This window comes from Ruegeria sp. J8, from assembly GCF_056531925.1.
The window spans coordinates 403031-424207 of sequence record NZ_JBQFMR010000002.1 but is presented as its reverse complement, the minus strand read 5'-3'; the positions used below and the strand labels follow the sequence as shown (position 1 = coordinate 424207).

Below are 21177 nucleotides of genomic sequence, written 5' to 3'. Positions count from 1 at the left end.
GGGCCGCACATTACTCGCGCGATTTTGTTGCGGTTGCGGAATGCTGCAACTGCTCACTCGGCACAATGGGCTCTTTCCGGCCGTTAGCTGCATTTTGCGCCAATGTCCGGTTCAGCCGGATGATCTGAGCAGTTTTGTGTTTTAGGGCGGCTGCCATTGTATAGCGCTGCTTGTGTCTCGCCGTTGTCCCACTGATACAGCAGGCCGATTTCTTCGCCTGTCTTGATACACGTAATGCGGCCGATGGCTTCGGCCGTTGTGCGAACGCTCTCAAATTCGGGCAAAACTAGCCCCTCTCGTTAAACAATTCCTTGGGATCGACGCCGAGAGCATCCGCAATCCGCTCCAGAACATCGATTGATGCTGAATTTTTGGCGAGTTCGATCTCGCTGATATAGCTGCGATCCACATCCGCAGCTAACGCTAGTTGTTCTTGGCTTAATCCTCTGGAACTTCTGAGATTCCGGACATTTAACCCTACTCGTTCCCTTAATTTCATGGCCTCTATTCGGCCAGATCACAAGAACCGCTCTACGGAATATATTCCACAAAACGCGCGCGAGCCTCACAAAGGGCATGCTCGCATATGGTGTGGAGGGGGAGGGAAGAAGTAATGTGTCAATAATGCAGTAATGTAATCAAAAGGAATTTAATGATATGTGGTGCAGGTTCATCAGGAATTGGGTTGTTGGAGGCGCAATGGCTCTTTTCTGCAGCGTGGCTCCGCAGGTGGCGAAAGCCTATCAGGTCGACTGCGCCATTCTGCTTTGCCTGGCTGGTGGGTGGCCCGCGTCAGCAGAATGTGCTTATGCCCGTGCCGTTTTCATCCGTCGGATCACGCCTTGGCCGATCGAGCCGCCTTTACAAATCTGGCGTTGCCCTATGGGTGTTTCTGAGCGCGCGCCATTGCAAAGCACGGCCCCAGAAATCTGGGAAGCCAGTAACCAATCAGGTCAGACTCTTGGCCAAGTCATTCTGGCACTGGTGGTCGAAGGCGGTGCCGATATCGACATCAGCGGTCTGGAATTTGATTTCGTGCGCTCGATCCGCGTCTGGGATGTTCGGCACTACAGCCACCGCAAAGGCGGGCGCGACGATGATTGTTCCGAGAGTTACAACATGCGTCTCGGCACCTACGGCACGCAGGGCGAATTTGGCTGGCAACGCACGACACCAGCAGCTGCCCCGCAATGGGTTCTGCCGTCACGTCGCTGTTCGTCATCAAATTGGCGACGAGGCGTCGGTGTGGAATGGGAAGATCACGAAGGCAACCACGGATATGAGTGGGTTGCCTATTAGGGTTATTCGCCAATTTCTTTCATTCGTTCCGCGATATCGCCCGCAATGCGCTCATACAGGGCGGCTTGCTTGTCCCTAGGTGTCCCAGGCTTCGGGTTTCTTCGGCGGATGCGTTTGGCGAGCCAAAACAATAGCCGCGCAGCGGGGTCGTCCAGTTTTTCCGGCACAGGAGCCGGGTAGTTTTCTTCGAGTAGGGCAACAACCTCGGCATTCATACTGCGATGGTTTACTTCGGCCGCGAGGCGTATTCGATCGCGCAAGCCGTCGGGCAGCCGCACGATGAATTTATCCTGATTTTGAGAGCTTTGTTCTGGCATAGTGGCACTGTGCCATAAAGGGCGATTGACGCAATAGTGGCTAAATGCCACTAGTAGGTTATGATTTCAACCTGGAGGCGTTTCATGAACAGTCGTAAACCAATGCAGCTTCGGCTTCCGCAAGAGCTCAAGGAGTGGATCAAAGCGGAGTCCGATCGCAATGGAAATTCCCAAAATTCAGAAGTGATCCGCGCCATTCGCGCGGCGAAAGACAGACGTTCTACGCGCGGAGCAATTGGAAATATCAATATGGATCAGGGTGATAATGCGCGTTGTTAACGAGGTGGGAGAGGTGTCGATAAGATGACCAAAGCTAGTGCACAGACAAAGGCGAAACAGGCAGCCTCGGCCTTCATCCGCGAGGCGCGGGAGGCAGGTTGGCAGCGCGCGAAATTCGAGATCAAGCCCGATGGCAGCGTCATCGTCGATGCCAACATGATCGCTCCAGAGGCCGCAGACGACTTTCTCAACGGCGACTTGAGAATGGGCGAATGACCCGCAAGAGCCTGCCAAAATACGTCTATAATGACAGGGGGTATCTCCGGTTCATCCGGCGTTCACGCGGTATCTCGGTAATGATGCACGAGGAAGCGGGCACGCCGGAATTTTGGGATCATTACAATCGCCTGCTGAAGGGAAAACCAGCGCCAGCGCCGGTGAAACGCAATTTTGAGGCGTTGATTCTTAGCTATTACGAGAGCGACGCCTACAAGAAGCTGAAGCCCCGTACGAGATCCGACTATCGTCGGTACATCAGCCACATTCGTGAGATCTGGGCCGACAAAGACCCGGCTAGAATCGAAACCCACCACATTTATGAACTGCACCGGGCAAATGCGGATCATTGGCGGCAAGCCAACTATCTCGTTCAGGTTATGGTCGTCTTGATGAACCACGCACGATTGATTGGCTTCATCAAGAAGGAGCACGGCAATCCAGCGAAAGGCATTCCGCTCTTCAAACAGCAGAGCGATGGCTGGGAACCTTGGCCAGATGATGTTCGTGCCGAGTTCGAAGCGCTGGCTTCAAAACGGGCTCGGCTGGTCTATGAGCTTTGCGTTGGAACAGGCCAGCGCATCGGCGATGTCGTGAAGATGAAGTGGGGGCACTTTTCCGATGAAGGTTTCGATTTCACGCAGGGCAAAACCGACAAGCCGTTGTGGATCCCGCTTACCGACCGCCTGAAAGCCCACCTCGACGGGCTCGCACGAACGGACGGCACTGTTGTGACCGACGCCAAGGGTCGACCAGTGAGCTATCGGATCGTTGCGGAGGAAATGCGCACCATCAAAAAGAAGATGAAGCACGAGAAGGCGAGCTACTACAAAACGCACGGGCTCAGGAAAAATGCGACGATCGAGCTGTATCTGGCTGGATGTGATGACGAGATGGTCAAAGCCGTCACCGGCCATTCAGGCGTTGAGATGCTCAAAAAGTACGGTGGGCCGATCCGGCAAAGAGAGCTGGCGAAGCGCGCGCAAGAGGCAAGAAATCAAATGGAACGAAGCAAGACCGAAACGTGAAAGTTTCAACGGTTGTTTCAAAAATGGCAGTGAAGGAGAGGAAGGATGACGCAAGTCATTGATTTTATTGGAGGCGAGTACCGGAATCGAACCGGTGTACACGGATTTGCAATCCGCTGCGTCACCACTCCGCCAACTCGCCTTATCAAGTAAAATCAAATACTTGCTGTGGTGTGACAGGCGTTTTAACAGCTTTCTTCTGGGGCGTCCAGAGGGTTGCGGCGAAAATTCAGCAAGCGCAGGCGTGCCGTATCGGAAACAGGTTCACTTTCCTGTTCTGCAACAAAAGTTTCGATGCCTGAGCCGTTGCCGGTTTTATCCGGATATGGCACAAGCCCAGCATCCAAGGGAATAGAACGAGCGATCCAATGACAGATTTCGCAGCCCGGCGCCGCACTATGGTCGATACGCAAATCCGGCCTTCTGATGTCACGAAATTTCCGATTATCGATGCGATGCTTAGCGTCAGGCGTGAAAACTTCGTGCCCGATGCGCAGCGCGAGGCAGCATATGTTGAAGGGCTGCTTGATCTGGGGAACGGTCGCTGCCTGCTGGAGCCTCGGACGCTTGCCAAAATGTTGGATGCGCTGAATATTTCCAATGATGAGGTCGTGCTCGATATCGCGCCGGCGATGGGGTATTCTACTGCTGTTGCCGCAAAGATGGCGCAGCTTGTGGTTGCGGTGGAAGAGGATGAAGAACTCGCCACCGAGGCCCAAACCGTTTTGATGGAAGCAGACGCAGATAACGCAATCGTGCATGTCGGGCCTTTGGAGCAGGGTGCAACCGAACATGGCCCCTACGATGTCATCCTGATTCAGGGCGGGGTCGAGCATGTGCCTGACGCGTTGCTCGCGCAGCTCAAGGATCATGGCCGGATCGCATGCCTTTTCATGGATGGTGAATTGGGAACTGTTCGGATCGGCCACAAATCCGGCGAACGCGTGACTTGGCGCCACGCGTTTAATGCCAATGCCCCGGTTTTGCGCGCTTTTTCCACGGATCGTGTATTTTCGCTATAATTCCGGGACAGATTGTCCTGCCACCTTGATTAGTTGAACATAAACGCGCAAACTGTCCGCAGGGCTGCGTAATTTTGGTTTGAGAGGATTTCGTGATGAGTTCTACGGCGGGAGGAAAACTGGTCAAGGCGTTGGCGCTGACGGCTGGTATCGCGCTTAGTGTTGTGCCAGGTCGGGGCGCATGGGCAGACAATCTGACAGACGCGTTCATTGGTGCTTATAACACCAGCGGGCTGTTGGAACAAAACCGGGCCTTGCTGCGTGCTGCCGACGAAGATGTGGCGATCGCATTGGCCGCGCTGCGTCCGATCATCAACTTTGCCGCTCAGGTCAGCCAGGATTATACCCGCTCGACCATTGACGATGTGACGGTCCGAAATGAACCTTCTACGTTCTTTGCTGGTCTGACGCTTAGTCAGCTGATCTACGATGGTGGCTTTTCGGTTCTGGGCAAGCAATCGGCGCAAGAAATCGTTCTGTCCACACGTCAAAGCCTGATTGATGTGGAACAGGCCGTGCTGTTCCGAGCCGTAAATGCTTATTTGGCCGTTGTTCTTCAGGAAGAAACCGTTCAGATTCAATTGAACGATGTGGAAGTTTCTGCCGAGGAACTCCGCGCTTCGCAGGACCGTTTCGATGTGGGCGAGGTGACGCGCACGGACGTGGCGCTGTCGCAGGCGCAGCTTGCCAGCGCTCAGGCGGAATTGTCCGTTGCGCGCGGGAACCTGAGCACGGCGCAGGCCGAATACGTTAACGCCGTAGGTAAAGCGCCGGGCGCGACGGCTGGTCAGCCCAGCCTGCCCAACCTGCCGCGGTCAGAGGCGGAGGCGATTGCCCTGGCTCAGCGCAACCACCCGGCGATCCTGTCATCTCAGCATGAGGTTCGTGCCTTTGATCTGGCCGTTCTTCAGCAGCGTGCAAACCTTGGCCCGAATGTTACTTTGAACGCGGATGCCGGGATTACCGAAAGCTACGACAACGACGATTCAATCGAAGACGCGACGGTCGCTTTGACCTTCACTCAGCCGATCTATGCTGGTGGCGCCTTGGCCGCGCAGGTCCGTCGTGCAATGGCGACCCGTGACGCGTCCCGCGCGAACCTGCTGAACGTACAGAAAGATATCACGCAAGGCGTTTCCGTGGCTTATGCCAACTTCCAGGCTGCATCGGCCAGCCTGCGCGCTTCGACCGAGCAGGTGCGAGCTTCTCAAGTGGCCTTTGACGGCATCCGGGAAGAGGCGACCTTGGGCGCTCGGACGACGCTGGATGTTCTGAACGCACAGCAAGACCTGCTGGATGCGCAGCTCAATGAGGTTGCATCGCGCACCGAACGGTCGCGGGCTGCCTATCAGTTGTTGCAGGCGCAAGGTCTTTTGACGGCCGAGCGTTTGGGGCTGGCCGTGCAAATCTATGACCCGACGCTGTATTACAATCTGGTCAAGAAAGCACCGGCACAGGTTAGCAAGCAGAGCAAGGATCTGGATCGGGTACTCAAGGCCCTGCGCCGCGACTAACCCAGGACACAATCTGTTGTGAGGGCCGAAGTGTTTGGCTACACTCGATTCTGAGGAAAGAGTGGTAGAGAAGAATGACGGATAAAGTCGTAGACGGGAGAGTAGAGGACGTTTTGTCCTCTATCAAACGCCTGGTCGGTGAAGAAGGCCGCAAAATCCCCGATCTCGTTCCGTCTTCTTTGGCACGAAAGCCCGGTAGATTGGTTTTGACGGACGCACTGCGAGTCGGGGATAATGAGGACGGTAAACCCATTGCAGACCCGGTGGTGGATGCGTCAGTCAAACCTATGGTTCTGCGCGCCCGGGATGCAGTAGAGAGTGAGGCGTCGCAACCCGTCCCAACCCCAGAGAAAGTTCCGAGTTTCAGCCTGAGTTCCAAGATAGAAGCGCTGGAGGCGGCGATTGCCCGCACCGAGGATCAGTGGGAACCCGACGGTGATAGCGATGACGCCTATTCTGGAACTCCGACCCGTGCTTTGGGTTGGAGCGTCGGGAACGAAGCCAAAGAGGATGAAGTGGTGGAAGAGGGGCTCTCGGACACCAAAGCAACCTTCATCCGTGACCCCGAGGTCATCGCGGCGACCGAGGCCGAAGACCAACCTGAACCCCCTGCGATGGACGAAGACGCGTTGCGCCAGCTTATCGCACAGGTCGTGCGGGAAGAGCTTCAGGGCGTGCTGGGCGAACGCATCACCCGCAACGTGCGCAAAATGGTCCGGCGCGAGATTTACCGGGCTCTGGCTGAGCTGGAATCCAGCTAGACGCTAGGCCCGGCTGGGCTGTTGCGCCAGTTCCAAAAGCTGATCCAGATCCATATGTTGCTCAAGATGGTCGGCCAAAGCGTCCAGCGTCTCATCCACACCGTCTTCATACCCGATCTCTGAGACAACCCCCAATTCTGATAGGTAGCGCGCGCGGAACGCATCGGACGAAAAAATCCCGTGCAGATAACTGCCGCGAATACGCCCGGTTTTGTCCGCCGCACCCTCGGGGCGACCTTCCACCTCTAGCCACGCGCGGGCGCAGTCGGGGCCCTCGGTCCGGCCCATATGGATTTCATAGCCTGACACCGGTTCTTTGCCAGGAAGCGCATGCGCCCGCCGCAACGTGACCTGCTTCTGGCCAGCCATGATGGTATCGACGTCCAGCAAGCCCAGCCCATCGACTGTTCCCGGTCGACCATCGACGCCCCCGGGATCGGAGATGGTATTGCCCAGCATCTGATACCCGCCACACAGGCCCAAAACATGACCACCGCGCCGCACATGGCCATAGAGGTCCACATCCCACCCCTGCGCCCGGAAATAGATCAGGTCGCCGATAGTGGATTTACTGCCTGGCAGCAGCACAAGGTCAGCATCGCCGGGCAGGGGGCGCCCCGCAGGGACGATCTCGACCGTGATGCCTGGTTCAGCCGAAAGCGGGTCCAGATCGTCAAAATTGGCCATCCGCTCAAGTTGCGGCACCACCACTTTGCAGGTCCCGCCCTCGTGAGAGCGGATGTCCATCATATCCTCGGCAGGCAGTTTCCATGCGTCGTTGAACCACGGCACGACACCCACGCAGGCCCAACCGGTCCGCGCTGCGATATCGTCACGCCCTTCATCGAAAAGGGATACATCGCCTTTGAAGCGGTTCACCGCAAAGCCCTTGATCATCGCTAGATCGCTGGCTTCTAGCACTGCCTGCGTGCCTACAATCTGTGCGATTACACCGCCGCGGTGAATGTCGCCGACCAGCACGACCGGCACACCTGCGGCGCAGGCAAAGCCCATATTGGCAATATCTCCCTTACGCAGGTTGGTTTCAGCCGGACTGCCTGCGCCCTCGACCAGAACCAGATCGGCATCCGCACAGAGCCGGTCAAAGCTTTCCAGCGCAGCCCCCAGCAGCTTGGATTTGTCCTTGCGGTAGTCACCCGCCTTCATCGTTCCAGCCCGCTGCCCCTGCACGATGATCTGCGCCCCCGTGTCGGTTTCGGGTTTGAGCAGAATCGGGTTCATATCCGTATGCGTCGGCCTGTTCGCTGCCCACGCCTGAAGCGCCTGCGCGCGCCCGATCTCGCCGCCGTTTTCGGTTACGGCGGCGTTGTTTGACATGTTCTGCGGCTTGAACGGAGCCACGCGCAGCCCGCGTCGTGTATAGGCGCGAGCCAGCCCGGCCACCAAAACCGATTTACCCACATTGCTGCCGGTACCCTGAATCATGATGGCGCGAACCATGCTTGTTCTCCTATAACCTGACTGGCACATGACCCGATTTGATGGCAGAGGAAAAGCCCCCGATGAACACGCCAGCCCATCTTTTGATCGGAGCCGCCGCCTTTGCGCGCCCGTCCTATGGCCGAACTCTGCGTGCCGTTCTGATTGGGTCGGTACTGCCGGACCTGTCGCTCTATCTGATGGCGGGGGTGTCGCTGTTCATTCTGAACATCCCCGAGCAGGTGGTGTTCGGGCAGCTTTATTATTCCGACGCGTGGCAGACCGTTTTTGCCATCGACAACTCGTTTCTAGTCTGGGGGCTGGCACTGGCCATCGGGGTATTGCTGCGCGCGCGTTTGCTGGTGCTGGGCGCCTCGGCCGGGTTGCTGCATCTGGGTACCGATTTTCTGCTGCATGCAGGGGATGGACGGGCGCAGTTTTGGCCGCTGAGCAATTGGGTCTTTCACAGCCCGATCAGCTATTGGGACAGCGCCCATCACGCACAATGGGTCGTGCTTGTGTCGATCACAGCCTGCGCGGTGTCATATATCGCGCTGTGGCGGCGCGGATTGACCCTTCCGGCAAAGATCTTCTTCGCAGCTTTGCTTGCAGCCGAAGTCTGGGTCGCTCGGCAGTGGCTGTTGTTTTTCTGACGTTGGTTTAGCCAAAAGAAAAGCGCGCTCTGGCAGTCAGAGCGCGCTTTTTCTCAAGGACAGCAGTTCAGATCAGGCGGCTTCGGCCTGCTGAGCAGCGTTACGGCGTTCGCTTTCCTCGCGCGACAGCGCGACCGAGGTGCGCACACCGCGCCCCACGAATTCCATCAGGCCGCTGACAACCCGCTCATTGGGGTCGATACCCGCGCAGGACAGCACCTCGCGGCCATCGCGAGAGCGGGCCCAGCGGGCGATTTGTTCGGGGCCATTGCCGTATTTCTTGTCATCGGCAATTGCATCATCCAGCGCAGCCAGAACGACGGCTGCAAAAAGTTTGCGCGCACGGTTGCCTTGCTCATTGTTAAAGGCGGTGCCGTCAACGAAATCTCTCATCTCGTCTTCCTTGTTGTTCTTGCTCTTGCATTTTCGGCGTGACGGTCCTTATGACCTATAAAGTGTGATTCGGATACAGCTAATATGCATAGTTGCGTTGCGTCACTCGCATAGCTTGCTGCATGTGCAGCACTAGGTCTCGTTGTCTTGCCAGGTGTGGTCACGCCAGATATAGGAAGCGCAACTGACGCATCAACCGTTTGTGAAGGATTTATGTCATGCCCAAGATAAATGGGAACGAAATTCGCCCCGGCAATGTGCTTGAGCATAATGACGGCCTGTGGGCAGCCGTAAAAGTCGATCACGTAAAGCCCGGAAAAGGCGGTGCTTTTGCACAGGTCGAACTGCGTAACCTGCGCAACGGGTCGAAATTGAACGAACGGTTCCGCTCGGCGGACAAGGTCGAGCGTGTGCGGCTGGAACAGAAGGATCAGCAGTTCCTCTACGAATCCGACGGCATGCTGGTGTTCATGGATTCCGAGACCTATGAGCAGATCGAACTGCCATCGGATCTGCTGGGCGAACGTCGCCCGTTTCTGCAGGACGGCATGACCATTGTGGTTGAGTTCTACGAAGCGGAGGCCCTGAACGCCACGCTGCCCCAGAAAGTGACCTGCAAGATCGTCGAAACCGAGCCTGTCGTCAAAGGTCAGACCGCTGCGAACTCGTTCAAACCGGCCATTCTGGACAATGGCGTCAAGGTCATGGTGCCGCCCTTCATCGGTCAGGATGAGATGATCGTAGTGAACACCGAGACCATGGAATATTCCGAGCGCGCGTAAGCTGCACTGAAATCACCAAGAGGCCGCGTTAGCCAAGGCTACGCGGCCTTTTTTATGTGCGGCGCTTGATACGGCGGTATTGCTCGGGGTGGGGGCCGAACAGTTCCAGCATCAGCTCATACTTGATGCGGTTGGCGCTGACCTGGCGGTAGAAGGCGATCAGAAACGCGGTCGGTCCCTGGATCCGGGCCAGCCCGCTTGTTGCGGCAACCACGGTGCCGACATCGGTGCGCCCTTGCAGAACCAGCCAACCGCCCAGCATCAGTATGCCAACGGTGCCTGCGCCGTTGATGACGCTGAGCAGGAATTTGGCAGACAGCTTCCAGAGAAACATCCGGCGGCGGGTTTCATAGATGTCGTCGAACTGCGCCTCGACCTCACGCGCAGCGGCGTCGATCTGGGCCGAAGTCAGCCGGTCCGTGGCGCTGCGCAGAATGCGCACGCGTTCAGCCACAAAGACATTCACTTTGCGTTGCGACACCAGCACGATGACGATCTGCGGCACGATCATCGAAAAAGCGATCAGTCCCAGCCCCGGCTGTGTGGAGGAAATATATCCTATCACGCTGATCAACGTTCCGATTTGCACGACCGGGTCGGAAAACGCACCACCTGCGAATTTGCCGAGCTCTTCCGCTTCGGCCGAGATGGCGGTGGTCATGGTCCCCTTGCGCACGTCCTCGCCCGTTTCGTTCAGATCAGCAGACCTGACCAGCAGCCGCTGACGGATAAGGCGGATCATGTCTTCGCCCAGCGTGCCCGAGCGGTATCCCAGCACCCATTTCAACCCGAGGCTCAGCAGGATAACCCCCATCATCCCCGCGCCCAGCAACATCAGGTGATCGGCATCAATATTGGCCGAGGTCAGGTGGTTGACGATATCGCGTTGAAATTCCAGTGGGACGGCGGCAAGGGCGGCCACCGCAATGGACAGGGCGATCAGGATGATCTGTCGCCCGGCGCTGGCGCGCCAGATCGCTCTGTATAGCTTGAACATACCCGCACCCGTGTTGGTCCCGTCGGTATTGTGACAGCGCCAGGGTGGGGGTGGCAATCTTTACCCGCGGTGACGGGGATCAGCCGTGCCGATTGCGCAACAATTCAACCGCTTAGCCGAACTGTCGCTGTGTCGGCCTGCATATCGCCGATGGCGCGATCCAGCCGCAGATACGCGATGGCAGCGCCGCCAGACTGAGTGAACAACGTCCCAACAGATTTGCCACCCGCGTTGATTTCCGTTCCGACCGGGGCGCTGCCGTCGATCAGCACCCGGCGCAGACCTTTGCGCAGCTCGGTCTTGTGCTTCATGCGGGCGGTGACCTCTTGCCCGACATAACAGCCCTTCTTGAAATCGACGCCGTTCAGCGCTTCGAACCCGGATTCGAGGATGTAGCTGTCTGGGGTCAGCTCAACGCCCGTCTCAGGGATGCAATTTCGCACACGGATGGCGTCCCAATCGGTGCCGTCGTCGCTTTCAGAAGCAGCGCTATACGTCCGCCAGCCCATGTCATTGTGGCGTGGGTCGGGCAGGGCGCCGTCGGGCGCAGGGCCGGTGCCGCGTTGCAGATTCAACCCGCTGTCCGCGATCGTGACGTCCGCGCGCAGCTTGTACATGCTCAGACGCTTGACCAGCCCGTCCGCCAGAGTTTCTGCCACGTCCAGCAAGACAGCGTCGCCCCGACGCGTCAGAAAGAAATCGGCAAGGTATTTGCCCTGCGGCGTCAGCAGCGCTGCATAGACCAACCCGCCCTGCATCCCGGCGATATCGTTTGTCACCAGCCCTTGCAGGAAACTGTCAGTGTCCGCGCCACTTAGGCGCAGGATGCGGCGATTGGGCATGGGGGTGTCCTCGTGCTTTCCCTCGGCTTCGTGATATAGGAATTCGCGCCGACAAGACCAGAGGGTAATCCACGTGCCAGCACCGATCTCGATCGTCATCCCAACCCTGAACGCGGCTCAGACCTTACCCGCAACGCTTGAGGCGTTGATGGAAGGGCTGCATACCGGCCTGATCAGGGAGTTGATCGTTTCGGACGGTGGATCGACGGACCAAACCCTAGAGATCTCGGATGAGGCCGGGGCTGAAATCGTGTCCGGTGCCGCGTCGCGCGGTGGTCAGTTGCGCCGGGGGTGTGCCGAGGCCAAGGGCGAGTGGCTGCTGGTTCTGCACGCCGATACCGTATTGCAGCAGGGCTGGACCAAAGTGGTTGGGGATCATCTGCGATATGGCACCCCGGGGGTCTTCCGGCTGGCGTTTTCTGCCTCGGGTTTTGCACCGACATGGGTGGCGGGTTGGGCCAACCTGCGCAGCCGGATATTTGGCTTGCCCTATGGCGATCAGGGGTTGCTGGTTCCGCGCCGCCTGTATGAAAAGGCGGGAGGGTTCCCGGATCAGCCATTGATGGAGGACGTGGCGTTGGTGCGTCGCCTTGGCCGCATCACTCTGTTGCCGGTCCGGGCCTTTACGAGTGCGGACCGATACCAGAAGGCGGGTTGGCTGCGTCGAGGGACGCGGAACCTTTGGACTCTGACACGGTATTTTCTTGGCGCGGACCCGGAGCGGCTGGCTCAGGCGTATCGGCGCTGAACGCGGTGCGTAGTTCTACAAGCGATTTGCCCAGACGGAACGGTGCAGCAAAGCTGACCAGACATAGGGCAATGATCTGCAACACCAATATATGCGCGTTGGCTTGTAGATATTCCCATTCGTCCTTCAACTTCCCGACTTGCGCAATCAGATCCTCATAGCTTCGGGCAAGGATCAGATAGTCACCGGCAATCGCAGGCACCTTGCGGCGCATATTGTCGATGGCAATCTGGGTTTTGTCGTCCACGGTCGTAAAAACCAGAAATTGGTCGATATCGAAAGCGCTGGCTTTTTCGGCCATCGCGCGTGCGTCGTCCATTTCGTCCTTGGCCTGACGTCCGAACAGGAAGTGCAGTCCTTGCAGCGGCGCGACCTCGTTGGTCACGGCGATAAACAGGGGCAGGTCAGCGTTGCTGGCCGTAGACGCTGACAGGAATTCCACCTTTTCGCACAGAACGCCAATGTCATCATCATAGGCCGGGTCGCAAAACCGCAGGCGAAAGCGGGCAGCGTCTCGGTCAAAGGCCAGTGTAGCGGCATAGGCCACGTCGATTTGTCGGTCGAGACGAGAACTGTCTGCAGTGTAAAGACCTGCCAAAACGGCAACCAATGCGCCGATGCCACCCAACACGACCCAGACCAGATCGGCCAGTTTCCACGCTCGATGCCCCGCAGGTTTGCGGAACAGAAACCCGGTGCCTACGAGTCCGATCAGAAAAAACAGGATCAGAAGCGGCAGTTGATTATCGGCGACAAAACTCATGCCCATAAAGTGAACGCGCGGCCCCGCAGTGGCAACACTGATCACGGGCAGTTGTAAATTATAGCAATTTCAGATGTTAAGAACCCGAGTTTTGACCGAACTTGCGGAACAGCTTGGTACGGTCAAAGGCGGCCTCAAGTTCGTCGGTGCGGTCTTTGACCGAATCCCAAAGGCGTTCCTGAACCTCGGCGATGGCGCACTCCATCAGCGTCAGGATCGACGCCATCGAATCCCACGCTGACGGTACCGCAATCCGTGCGGCAAAGGTATGTTTGGCCAGTCGGTGAATGGGCGAGCGCCACTGGTCTGTGAACAGCACAATCTCGGCCCCGCGTTCCTGACAGAGCTGCCCGATCAGCATGGTCGAGTTCTCGTAGCGCCGCACGTCCAGCGCGATTAGGACATCATCCTTGCGTACATCCAGCAGATCATGTGTCCACGACGCAGCCACCGGTAACATTCGGACGTCGGGACGGATCATTTGCAAATGCAGGTACAGGTACTGCGCCATTGTACCTGTGATGCGTCCTCCGGTGATGAAAATACGTCGGTTGGGATCGGATAACAGGTTGCAAAAACTGTCAAACTCGGCTGGATCGACCTCATCAATCGTGCGCTTTTGGTTGGCGAGGGATTGCTGGGAGTAGCGGTTGAGGATGTGTTCTTCGGGCAGATCGTTTTGCCAGACATCACGCTTGGCGATGGGGCCCGAGATCATCTCTTTTACTTCGCCCCGCAGGGCGGCCTGAAATTGCGGATAGCCGTCAAATCCGGTCTTTTGCAGCATCCGTGCCACCGTGGTGGTCGAGACCGAGGCGGTGTTGGCCAGTTCAGTAATGCTGCCCAAGCCTGCCATGGGATAGTCATCCAGGAGCACACTGACAAGTTGCCGTTCCGAAGGCGTCATCTTGTCCCGATGGGCCAGCAGCCTGTCCGTCACCCGCACTAAACGATCCTCCTGTATGCGACAAAGGCATAATGTGAATAATTTTTCATCAAGATCAAGTCTGGAGAAAATTGTACAGGAAAATTATTGACAGGTGATCGACGTGTGTGGAAATTTTTCCACAAAGAAGATTCTGGGAATCGCGGGGCGATAAGTTGGATTTCGGCACAGTTGTTCACACTGACTTGGCAGGCAACGCCCCGAAGGTGGTGTTGGTCTGCGAACACGCGTCGAACCGCATCCCTGCGTTTCTGGGCGACATGGGCCTAGGCGCCGAGGCGCGCGACAGTCACATCGCATGGGACCCCGGCGCATTGGCCGTGGCCCGGATGATGTCTGCCGAACTCTCGGCACCGCTGGTTCATGGTGGTGTGTCGCGGCTGGTCTATGACTGCAACCGTCCCCCCGAAGCGCCGGGCGCCATGCCCGTCCGGAGCGAGGACTACGACATCCCCGCAAATGCCCAGATGTCGGATGAAGAAAGGCAGGCCCGTATCCATGGGGTCTATGACCCGTTTCGACAAGCCTTGTCGGCTGTGATTGACCGCAACCGCGCCTCACTGGAGTTGCTGGTGACGATCCATAGCTTCACGCCAATTTATCACGGACAAAAACGTCAGGTCGAGCTTGGCATACTGCACGGAGTCGATGATCGGTTTGCCGCCGCGATGATGGCAACGAAAGCCGTTGAGAACCCGTATATCACGCGACTGAACGAGCCGTATTCGGCCAAGGACGGCGTGGCCCACACATTGGATGTGCAGGCATTGCCCAATGGTTTGCTGAACGTGATGATCGAAATCCGCAACGACTTGATCCGCACGCCTCAGCAGCACGCAACCGTCACCAACTGCCTTGTACCGTGGATCAAGCGGACCTTGGCGACCTTAGAAGAAAGGGCGACCGAGTGATCCGGGCGATGAGCATATATGTCCGCGTCGTTGACGCGATCAACTACCGGATCGGGCGGGTGATGATGTGGGGTCTGTTCGCGATGATGGGCATCCTGCTGTGGTCGTCGATCTCGAAAACCTTCTTTCTGCCGTCGCTGTGGACCCTGGAAATGGCGCAATTTGCCATGGTGACCTATTACATCATGGGCGGGCCGTATTCGATCCAGCTGGGTTCGAACGTACGGATGGACCTGTTTTATCACAACTGGAGTCACAAGAAGAAAGCGTGGTTCGACGCCTTCACAGTGCTGCTGTTGATTCTGTATCTGGGCGTGTTGTTCTATGGCGGCTTGGGCTCAACTGCCTATAGCCTTGGGTATTGGGGCACGGAACCCGTGGCTTATTTCACTGGTCTTCTGACCGGCAGTGAAGAGGTTGGGCGGCTCGAGCGTTCCTCGACCGCGTGGCGACCTTATATCTGGCCGATCAAATCGATCATGACGCTGGGCTTCTTCCTGATGCTGCTGCAGGCGATATCGGAATTCTTCAAAGACATAGCCCGGATCAAAGGGCAGGAAATCGGGGTCGCTCGGGCATGAGCCAGGAATATATCGCCATTTTCATGTTCGCCTCGATGATGCTGATGCTGTTCACAGGTCAGCGCGTCTTTGGCGCGATCGGAGCGGTCGCAACTGTTGCCGCGCTGGCCCTGTGGGGAACAGGCGGGCAGGACATCACATTTTCAGCCGCGATGAAGCTGATGAAGTGGTATCCACTGCTAACGCTGCCGATGTTCATCTTCATGGGCTACGTGTTGTCAGAAAGCCGTCTGGCCGATGACCTCTATCGGATGTTCCATGTCTGGATGGGGCCTGTGAATGGCGGGCTGGCAATTGGCACAATCGGGCTGATGGTGCTGGTTTCGGCCATGAACGGGCTCAGCGTGGCGGGGATGGCGATTGGCGCGACCATTGCGCTGCCGGAATTGCTGAGGCGGGGCTATGACAAGACGATGGTCACGGGTGTCATTCAGGCGGGTTCCAGTCTGGGAATTCTTGTGCCGCCCTCGGTGGTTCTGGTGCTCTATGCGATGATCGCGCGGCAGCCGGTAGGGCAGTTGTGGCTGGCCGGGATCGTGCCCGGCCTGCTGATGGCGGGCATGTTCATTCTGTATATCTGGATCCGCTGCCGCATTCAGCCGCATCTGGGCCCCGCCATGGAAGATGCGCATGAGGTCCCGCGGGCCGAGAAGATCCGCCTGCTGGGCGCGGGTGCGCTGCCATTGATCATCTTTGCCGCCATGATGGTGCCCTTTGTGAATGGCTGGACCTCGCTGGTCGAAAGCTCGGCCATTGGGGCGCTGACGGCGCTGGTCGTGTCGGTGGTGAAACGGCGCATGACGTGGAAGATTTTCGAGGACTGCACCAAGCAGACGCTGGCGATTTCGTGCATGTTCATGTGGATCATTCTCGCCGCTCTTGGCTTTGGTGCGGTGTTTGATGGCTTGGGCGCGGTGAAGGCCATCGACAACCTGTTCACCGATCAACTTGGCCTGTCGCCATGGATGATTTTGATCCTGATGCAGCTCAGCTTTATCGTGATGGGCACGTTTTTGGACGACACGGCGATGCTGGTGATCGTAGCCCCACTCTATGTGCCACTGGTGGGGGCGCTGGGCTTTGACCTGATCTGGTACGGAGTGCTGTATACGATCACCACACAGATCGCATATATGACGCCGCCCTTCGGCTATAACCTGTTTTTGATGCGCGCGATGGCCCCGCCCGAGATCACGCTGCGCGACATCTACCGCTCGATCTTCCCGTTTGTGGCGGTGATGGTGCTGGCGCTGACGATTATCATGATCTTCCCGGAACTGGCCTTGTGGCTGCCCGGATATGTTTACGGAAACTAACAAGAATGCCGATGAAAAGGCACGAGAAGAACTGCAACAGAGAGGAAATGACATGACAACAAGACGTAAGTTTCTGCAAACCGCCGGGGTGGGCGTTGCCGCTGCCCCTCTGGCCGCGCCCGCGCTGGCGCAGAGCACGATCACATGGCGGATGCAGACCTATGCCGGTCCAGCTTTGGCGGCCCATGTGATCGACCCGGCCATCGAGATGTTCAACAAGATCGCTGGTGACCGGATGCAGATCGAGCTGTTCTATGCTGATCAGCTGGTCCCGACCGGAGAGCTGTTCCGCGCCATGCAGCGCGGCACCATCGATGCGGTGCAATCAGATGATGACTCGATGGCATCTCCCACCGAAGTCACCGTGTTCGGTGGCTATTTCCCGTTTGCTTCCCGCTACTCGCTGGACGTGCCGGTGCTGTTCAACCAGTACGGCCTGAACGAGATCTGGGATGAGGAATATTCCAAGGTCGGCGTCAAGCATATCAGCGCGGGCGCTTGGGATCCCTGCCACTTTGCCACCAAAGACCCGATCAACAGCTTGGCCGATCTGCAGGGCAAACGCGTCTTTACCTTCCCAACGGCGGGCCGCTTCCTGAGCCAATTCGGCGTTGTGCCGGTCACTCTGCCGTGGGAAGACATCGAGGTCGCGGTGCAAACCGGCGAGTTGGACGGCATCGCTTGGTCGGGCATCACCGAAGACTACACCGTGGGTTGGGCTGATGTGACCAACTATTTCCTGACCAACAACATCTCGGGCGCATGGGCAGGATCGTTCTTTGCCAATATGGACCGCTGGAACGAACTGCCGGAAGACCTGCAGACCCTGTTCCGCGTTTGCTGCGACCAATCGCACTACTATCGCCAGTGGTGGTATTGGGGTGGCGAGGCCAGCCTGCGCGTGAATGGCGATAAGATGGAACTGACCTCAATCCCAGACGCCGAATGGGCGCAGGTCGAAGAAGCAGCCGTTGCCTTCTGGGATGAAATCGCAGCCGAGTCCGAGACCAAAGCCAAGGTTGTCGAGATCTTCAAGCAGTATAACGCCGACATGCTCAAGGCCGGACGGCCTTATCGCTACGGCTAATTTCAATGCGATTACGGCGCGCGGCCTCGGTCGCGCGCCGGTATTGGACCTCTGGAACCCCGATCCCCGATGCTAGGCTTGCCTCTGAAACAGACAAGAACACTCTGGTCGCGCCTTGGCGTGAACCGGGTCAGAGGGGTATAGGCCAATGGCTATTGCGGGGTTCCTGATCGAGATTTTTGCGGCGACCATGTTGCTGCTGTTTGCGGTGCGGCTGGTCCGCACGGGCATCGAAAGACGCTTTGGCGCATTGTTCCAGTCGCTGTTGACGCGACACTCGAACACCTTTGTTGCGGGTGCGGCCGGAATGGTTCTGGCAACGATCCTGCAAAGCTCGGCTGCGGTTACAGTTTTGCTGACCGGTTTTGCCGCGGCAGGCATGGTCAGCTTTGGCCTTGCATTGGCCGGGGTGCTGGGCGCGGATCTGGGTGCAGCGCTTGTCATTCAGGTTCTATCTTATGATCTGGGTTGGCTGCAGCCCGTGCTGCTGGCGCTGGGCGGGTGGCTGTACCTCAAGTCCGACCGCGCCAATGTGCGGCTGATAGGGCGCATTGTTCTGGGCATCGCGTTCATTCTGGTTTCATTGCAGTTCTTGCGCGATGCGGTTGATCCGATCCGCGAGAGCGCCTTTTTGCCCGCCATCGCGGGCTATCTGGAAAGCGACTATTTCAGCGCCTTTATCGTGGGCGCGGTATTGGCCTTTGTCATGCACAGTTCGGTTGCGACGATCCTGATGTGCGTGACACTGGTTCAGATCGGAGCCATCCCTTTTGCTGCCGGGCTGTCGCTGGTTCTTGGGGCCAATCTGGGCTCGGCCTTTATTCCGATCTGGCTGACCCGTGACCTTACGGTTTCCGCGCGTCGTATTCCACTGGCCAACCTTCTGCTACGCGGCAGCGCGGCGCTGGTGATGCTGATTGTGGTCAACGTGACCGGCACGCTTCAGACGCTGATGGTGGCGGGGGCAGGGCAGTCGTTGATCTTGGCCCATATCGGGTTCAACCTTGCCGTTTTTGTGCTGGCCACAGGGTTTGTGAACTGGATGGAGCGTCCGGTGACACTGCTGCTGCCCGAGCCCGAGGTTAAGGCGCACGCGATGGACCACTTCTCGGACGCGCTTAGCCCACTGAACGATCCAAGCGCGTCGGGGGCGAACGTTGCGATGTCCTCGGTCCGGCATGAGCTGTTGCAGATGGTCACACAGGTTGAGCGCATGTTCCGCCCGGTTCTGGATATTTATGAGCAGGACGACAGCGATGCGATCTCGGCCCTGTGGCAGCAGGATGAACGGGTGAATGCACAGCTGACCGAAATTCGACGCTTTGTCGCCCGAATGCCGCGCCAAAACATGAGCAAGGCGCAGATCAAGGCGGCGCGCGGCCTGGTCGAATACGCGATCCGGCTTGAGGCGGCGGGCGACGTGGTGTCAAACCGCATGACCCGAACCGCGCAGATCAAACACACTGAACGCACCGAGTTTTCGGCGCAAGGCTGGAAGGAGCTCAAGGACCTGCACGCGGCTGTACTGGCCAGTTTCTCGCTGGCTCGTCATGTGCTGCTGGTGAATGATGTGGACTGCGCCCGCCGTCTGGTGCTGGACAAGGCCGAGGTCAAGCGCCTGTCACGGCATAGCCGCAAGGCGCATCTGAAACGGCTTGAGAGGGGGCAGACCGAGAGCTTTGCCTCAAGTGATCTGCATCTTGAGACGTTGCGCGCCATGCGTGACCTGCACGGGCATATCGCCGCCATCGCCTATCCGATCCTCTACCAAAGCGGGCAGGTGCTGGAGACACGTCTGGTGATGGAAATGGATAGCGAAACGGTCGAGGACTAGGGCCGCTGGGAATAATTTGGGACGACGGTCCCAGAAGATGACAAAGGATGAACGGGATGGGCAATGAAGCAAGATTGAACGATCTCAAAGCCAAGGCCGAAGCTGGTGAGGTCGACACCGTGCTGGTCTGCATGGTCGACATGCAGGGGCGTCTGATGGGTAAGCGGTTCCACGCGGGTCATTTCGTGGCGGGCGCTTGGGAAGAGACCCATTGCTGCAACTATCTGTTGGCCACCGACCTCGAGATGGCGACGCCCGATGGCTATGCTGCCACCAGCTGGGAACGCGGATATGGCGACTATGTGATGAAGCCTGACCTAAGTACTCTGCGCCCGGTTCCGTGGCTTGAGGGCACCGCCATGGTGATGTGCGATGTGTTGGATCACCATACGCATGAGGAAGTGCCCCACGCGCCTCGGTCCATCCTGAAAAAGCAGGTGAACCGGCTTAAGGCCATGGGCTATGACGCCATGTGCGCCACCGAGCTGGAGTTTTTCCTGTTCGAGAAGAGCTTTGACCAGATCCGCAAGGAAGGGTTTCGCGATCTGGAGCCGATCTCGGGCTATAACGAAGACTATCACATCCTGCAGACCACCAAGGAAGAGCATGTGATGCGCCCGATCCGCAATCATCTGTGGAACGCGGGGATTCCGGTCGAAAACTCGAAAGGTGAGGCTGAGACCGGGCAGGAAGAGCTGAACATCAAATACGCCCCCGCGATGGACACGGCCGAGTATCACTCGATTGCCAAGAACGCAGTGAAAGAAATCGCGTGGCAGCATGGCCATGCGGCGACGTTCCTGCCGAAATGGCATCATGAGAAAGTGGGAAGCTCGTCCCACGTGCATCAGTCGCTTTGGGCAGATGGGGTGCCAATCTTTTTCGACGAAAAAGATCCGCTCGGGATGTCTGATGTCATGAAGAATTACATGGCGGGTTTGCTGAAATACGCCGCCGACTACACCTATTTCATGGCTCCCTATATCAACAGCTACAAGCGGTTCATGAAGGGTACGTTTGCGCCAACGCGGATCATCTGGTCGGTGGACAACCGCACGGCGGGGTTCCGTCTGTGCGGGGATGGCACCAAGGCAGTTCGGGTGGAGTGCCGTATTCCGGGCTCGGACATGAACCCGTATCTGGCGATGGCAGGGATGCTGGCCGCTGGGATTGCCGGGATCGAGGAAGCGCTGGAATTGCAGCCCCCGACACAGGGAGACGTCTATCAGGGCGAAACGGGCATGATCCCCGGCAACTTGCGCGCGGCGCGGGATGCGTTGCATGGGTCGGCCATGTTGCGCGCGGCCATGGGGGATGATGTGGTCGATCACTATGCCCGTGCGGCGGAGGTCGAGATCGAAGAGTTCGAGCGTGTAGTGACGGATTGGGAAATTGCGCGCGGGTTTGAGCGGGCTTAGAGGGCGGGAGCGAGGGGCCAGCCCCTCCGG

At 57.9% G+C, this 21177-nt stretch carries 24 protein-coding genes and 1 tRNA gene; 16 read left to right on the top strand and 9 right to left on the bottom strand.

Annotation, left to right across the window (positions count from 1 at the left end; all coding sequences use genetic code 11):
- Window positions 1–83: 83 nt before the first annotated feature.
- A complete protein-coding gene (locus tag ACR0L1_RS05650; RefSeq protein WP_171727570.1) occupies window positions 84–284 on the bottom strand; it encodes a hypothetical protein in 201 nt (66 codons plus the stop codon).
- Window positions 285–286: 2 nt separating this feature from the next.
- Window positions 287–499 carry a helix-turn-helix domain-containing protein gene (locus ACR0L1_RS05645; protein WP_170610065.1) on the bottom strand — a complete coding sequence of 71 codons (213 nt, stop codon included), beginning with the start codon at window positions 497–499 and terminating at the stop codon, window positions 287–289.
- A 200-nt stretch (window positions 500–699) separates the two neighbouring features.
- Here ACR0L1_RS05645 and ACR0L1_RS05640 point away from each other — a divergent pair, with 200 nt between their 5' ends.
- Window positions 700–1299 carry a hypothetical protein gene (locus ACR0L1_RS05640; RefSeq protein ID WP_253282773.1) on the top strand — a complete coding sequence of 200 codons (600 nt, stop codon included), beginning with the start codon at window positions 700–702 and terminating at the stop codon, window positions 1297–1299.
- Window positions 1300–1301: 2 nt separating this feature from the next.
- Here ACR0L1_RS05640 and ACR0L1_RS05635 read toward each other — a convergent pair whose 3' ends face one another.
- Window positions 1302–1616, bottom strand: coding sequence for an Arc family DNA-binding protein (locus tag ACR0L1_RS05635; protein ID WP_216599023.1), 315 nt, complete (start codon window positions 1614–1616; stop codon window positions 1302–1304).
- 84 nt (window positions 1617–1700) lie between these two features.
- Between ACR0L1_RS05635 and ACR0L1_RS05630 the strand changes: the two genes are divergently transcribed.
- Genes ACR0L1_RS05630 through ACR0L1_RS05620 form a run of 3 tightly spaced genes read left to right on the top strand, consistent with a single transcriptional unit; the run spans window position 1701 to window position 3139 of the window.
- Window positions 1701–1895, top strand: a complete 195-nt coding sequence (locus ACR0L1_RS05630; RefSeq protein ID WP_024096636.1) for an Arc family DNA-binding protein — start codon at window positions 1701–1703, stop codon at window positions 1893–1895.
- Window positions 1896–1919: 24 nt separating this feature from the next.
- A complete protein-coding gene (locus ACR0L1_RS05625; RefSeq protein ID WP_171727567.1) occupies window positions 1920–2111 on the top strand; it encodes a hypothetical protein in 192 nt (63 codons plus the stop codon).
- The gene (locus ACR0L1_RS05620; protein ID WP_171727566.1) at window positions 2108–3139 is read left to right on the top strand and encodes a site-specific integrase; all 1032 of its coding nucleotides are present in this window, start codon (window positions 2108–2110) and stop codon (window positions 3137–3139) included. Before ACR0L1_RS05625 ends, ACR0L1_RS05620 begins: the two co-directional genes overlap by 4 nt.
- Window positions 3140–3207: 68 nt before the next feature.
- On the opposite strand, the gene ACR0L1_RS05615 is transcribed toward ACR0L1_RS05620, so the two are convergent.
- Window positions 3208–3281 (bottom strand) — tRNA-Cys (locus ACR0L1_RS05615).
- A gap of 226 nt (window positions 3282–3507) precedes the next feature.
- On the opposite strand from ACR0L1_RS05615, the gene ACR0L1_RS05610 reads away from it, so the two are divergent.
- The 3 genes from ACR0L1_RS05610 (at window position 3508) to ACR0L1_RS05600 (ending at window position 6436) form a co-directional block, all read left to right on the top strand.
- Window positions 3508–4161 carry a protein-L-isoaspartate O-methyltransferase family protein gene (locus ACR0L1_RS05610; RefSeq protein ID WP_170770250.1) on the top strand — a complete coding sequence of 218 codons (654 nt, stop codon included), beginning with the start codon at window positions 3508–3510 and terminating at the stop codon, window positions 4159–4161.
- A 95-nt stretch (window positions 4162–4256) separates the two neighbouring features.
- Complete coding sequence (locus tag ACR0L1_RS05605; RefSeq protein WP_170788919.1) at window positions 4257–5675, top strand: TolC family outer membrane protein; 1419 nt, start codon at window positions 4257–4259, stop codon at window positions 5673–5675.
- Window positions 5676–5749: 74 nt separating this feature from the next.
- Window positions 5750–6436, top strand: coding sequence for a hypothetical protein (locus ACR0L1_RS05600; RefSeq protein WP_480857584.1), 687 nt, complete (start codon window positions 5750–5752; stop codon window positions 6434–6436).
- A gap of 3 nt (window positions 6437–6439) precedes the next feature.
- On the opposite strand, the gene ACR0L1_RS05595 is transcribed toward ACR0L1_RS05600, so the two are convergent.
- Entirely contained in the window at window positions 6440–7897 is a 1458-nt protein-coding gene (locus tag ACR0L1_RS05595) for a cobyric acid synthase (protein WP_480857583.1), read from the bottom strand.
- A gap of 62 nt (window positions 7898–7959) precedes the next feature.
- Here ACR0L1_RS05595 and ACR0L1_RS05590 point away from each other — a divergent pair, with 62 nt between their 5' ends.
- Window positions 7960–8529 carry a cobalamin biosynthesis protein CobQ gene (locus ACR0L1_RS05590; RefSeq protein WP_480857581.1) on the top strand — a complete coding sequence of 190 codons (570 nt, stop codon included), beginning with the start codon at window positions 7960–7962 and terminating at the stop codon, window positions 8527–8529.
- Between the two features lie 72 nt (window positions 8530–8601).
- Here the strand turns inward: ACR0L1_RS05590 and ACR0L1_RS05585 are convergent, their stop codons facing one another.
- A complete protein-coding gene (locus ACR0L1_RS05585) occupies window positions 8602–8922 on the bottom strand; it encodes a DUF6280 family protein (RefSeq protein WP_037310273.1) in 321 nt (106 codons plus the stop codon).
- 218 nt (window positions 8923–9140) lie between these two features.
- Between ACR0L1_RS05585 and efp the strand changes: the two genes are divergently transcribed.
- On the top strand, window positions 9141–9704 hold the full coding sequence (gene efp, locus ACR0L1_RS05580; protein ID WP_170788915.1) for an elongation factor P: 564 nt from the start codon (window positions 9141–9143) through the stop codon (window positions 9702–9704).
- A gap of 52 nt (window positions 9705–9756) precedes the next feature.
- Here the strand turns inward: efp and ACR0L1_RS05575 are convergent, their stop codons facing one another.
- Window positions 9757–10701 (bottom strand): ABC transporter transmembrane domain-containing protein, encoded by a 945-nt coding sequence (locus ACR0L1_RS05575; protein ID WP_170782710.1) that lies wholly within the window; start codon window positions 10699–10701, stop codon window positions 9757–9759.
- Window positions 10702–10805: 104 nt separating this feature from the next.
- A complete protein-coding gene (ygfZ, locus tag ACR0L1_RS05570) occupies window positions 10806–11543 on the bottom strand; it encodes a CAF17-like 4Fe-4S cluster assembly/insertion protein YgfZ (RefSeq protein ID WP_480502652.1) in 738 nt (245 codons plus the stop codon).
- Between the two features lie 73 nt (window positions 11544–11616).
- Between ygfZ and ACR0L1_RS05565 the strand changes: the two genes are divergently transcribed.
- Window positions 11617–12291: a TIGR04283 family arsenosugar biosynthesis glycosyltransferase gene (locus ACR0L1_RS05565; protein ID WP_170788913.1), complete on the top strand. Its 675-nt coding sequence runs from the start codon at window positions 11617–11619 to the stop codon at window positions 12289–12291.
- An 839-nt stretch (window positions 12292–13130) separates the two neighbouring features.
- On the opposite strand, the gene ACR0L1_RS05560 is transcribed toward ACR0L1_RS05565, so the two are convergent.
- Window positions 13131–14000 carry a MurR/RpiR family transcriptional regulator gene (locus tag ACR0L1_RS05560; protein ID WP_480857578.1) on the bottom strand — a complete coding sequence of 290 codons (870 nt, stop codon included), beginning with the start codon at window positions 13998–14000 and terminating at the stop codon, window positions 13131–13133.
- Window positions 14001–14155: 155 nt separating this feature from the next.
- Between ACR0L1_RS05560 and ACR0L1_RS05555 the strand changes: the two genes are divergently transcribed.
- The 6 genes from ACR0L1_RS05555 (at window position 14156) to ACR0L1_RS05530 (ending at window position 21147) form a co-directional block, all read left to right on the top strand.
- Window positions 14156–14911, top strand: coding sequence for an N-formylglutamate amidohydrolase (locus ACR0L1_RS05555; protein WP_480857576.1), 756 nt, complete (start codon window positions 14156–14158; stop codon window positions 14909–14911).
- Window positions 14912–14919: 8 nt separating this feature from the next.
- On the top strand, window positions 14920–15492 hold the full coding sequence (locus ACR0L1_RS05550; RefSeq protein WP_170788912.1) for a TRAP transporter small permease subunit: 573 nt from the start codon (window positions 14920–14922) through the stop codon (window positions 15490–15492).
- Entirely contained in the window at window positions 15489–16808 is a 1320-nt protein-coding gene (locus ACR0L1_RS05545; protein WP_170770275.1) for a TRAP transporter large permease, read from the top strand. The genes ACR0L1_RS05550 and ACR0L1_RS05545 overlap by 4 nt, the downstream gene beginning before the upstream one ends.
- A gap of 52 nt (window positions 16809–16860) precedes the next feature.
- Complete coding sequence (locus ACR0L1_RS05540) at window positions 16861–17895, top strand: TRAP transporter substrate-binding protein (protein ID WP_170770277.1); 1035 nt, start codon at window positions 16861–16863, stop codon at window positions 17893–17895.
- 148 nt (window positions 17896–18043) lie between these two features.
- Window positions 18044–19729 carry a Na/Pi cotransporter family protein gene (locus ACR0L1_RS05535; protein ID WP_480857574.1) on the top strand — a complete coding sequence of 562 codons (1686 nt, stop codon included), beginning with the start codon at window positions 18044–18046 and terminating at the stop codon, window positions 19727–19729.
- A gap of 56 nt (window positions 19730–19785) precedes the next feature.
- Window positions 19786–21147: a glutamine synthetase family protein gene (locus ACR0L1_RS05530; RefSeq protein WP_480857572.1), complete on the top strand. Its 1362-nt coding sequence runs from the start codon at window positions 19786–19788 to the stop codon at window positions 21145–21147.
- Window positions 21148–21177 lie beyond the last annotated feature (30 nt).

Bases quoted from the DNA above. Each gene is read 5' to 3' on its own strand.
- ACR0L1_RS05645 (WP_170610065.1), bottom strand. From the start codon at position 499: ATGAAATTAAGGGAACGAGTAGGGTTAAATGTCCGGAATCTCAGAAGT.
- ACR0L1_RS05640 (WP_253282773.1), top strand. From the start codon at position 700: ATGGCTCTTTTCTGCAGCGTGGCTCCGCAGGTGGCGAAAGCCTATCAG.
- ACR0L1_RS05635 (WP_216599023.1), bottom strand. From the start codon at position 1,616: ATGCCAGAACAAAGCTCTCAAAATCAGGATAAATTCATCGTGCGGCTG.
- ACR0L1_RS05630 (WP_024096636.1), top strand. From the start codon at position 1,701: ATGAACAGTCGTAAACCAATGCAGCTTCGGCTTCCGCAAGAGCTCAAG.
- ACR0L1_RS05625 (WP_171727567.1), top strand. From the start codon at position 1,920: ATGACCAAAGCTAGTGCACAGACAAAGGCGAAACAGGCAGCCTCGGCC.
- ACR0L1_RS05620 (WP_171727566.1), top strand. From the start codon at position 2,108: ATGACCCGCAAGAGCCTGCCAAAATACGTCTATAATGACAGGGGGTAT.
- ACR0L1_RS05610 (WP_170770250.1), top strand. From the start codon at position 3,508: ATGACAGATTTCGCAGCCCGGCGCCGCACTATGGTCGATACGCAAATC.
- ACR0L1_RS05605 (WP_170788919.1), top strand. From the start codon at position 4,257: ATGAGTTCTACGGCGGGAGGAAAACTGGTCAAGGCGTTGGCGCTGACG.
- ACR0L1_RS05600 (WP_480857584.1), top strand. From the start codon at position 5,750: ATGACGGATAAAGTCGTAGACGGGAGAGTAGAGGACGTTTTGTCCTCT.
- ACR0L1_RS05595 (WP_480857583.1), bottom strand. From the start codon at position 7,897: ATGGTTCGCGCCATCATGATTCAGGGTACCGGCAGCAATGTGGGTAAA.
- ACR0L1_RS05590 (WP_480857581.1), top strand. From the start codon at position 7,960: ATGAACACGCCAGCCCATCTTTTGATCGGAGCCGCCGCCTTTGCGCGC.
- ACR0L1_RS05585 (WP_037310273.1), bottom strand. From the start codon at position 8,922: ATGAGAGATTTCGTTGACGGCACCGCCTTTAACAATGAGCAAGGCAAC.
- efp (WP_170788915.1), top strand. From the start codon at position 9,141: ATGCCCAAGATAAATGGGAACGAAATTCGCCCCGGCAATGTGCTTGAG.
- ACR0L1_RS05575 (WP_170782710.1), bottom strand. From the start codon at position 10,701: ATGTTCAAGCTATACAGAGCGATCTGGCGCGCCAGCGCCGGGCGACAG.
- ygfZ (WP_480502652.1), bottom strand. From the start codon at position 11,543: ATGCCCAATCGCCGCATCCTGCGCCTAAGTGGCGCGGACACTGACAGT.
- ACR0L1_RS05550 (WP_170788912.1), top strand. From the start codon at position 14,920: ATGAGCATATATGTCCGCGTCGTTGACGCGATCAACTACCGGATCGGG.
- ACR0L1_RS05545 (WP_170770275.1), top strand. From the start codon at position 15,489: ATGAGCCAGGAATATATCGCCATTTTCATGTTCGCCTCGATGATGCTG.
- ACR0L1_RS05540 (WP_170770277.1), top strand. From the start codon at position 16,861: ATGACAACAAGACGTAAGTTTCTGCAAACCGCCGGGGTGGGCGTTGCC.
- ACR0L1_RS05535 (WP_480857574.1), top strand. From the start codon at position 18,044: ATGGCTATTGCGGGGTTCCTGATCGAGATTTTTGCGGCGACCATGTTG.
- ACR0L1_RS05530 (WP_480857572.1), top strand. From the start codon at position 19,786: ATGGGCAATGAAGCAAGATTGAACGATCTCAAAGCCAAGGCCGAAGCT.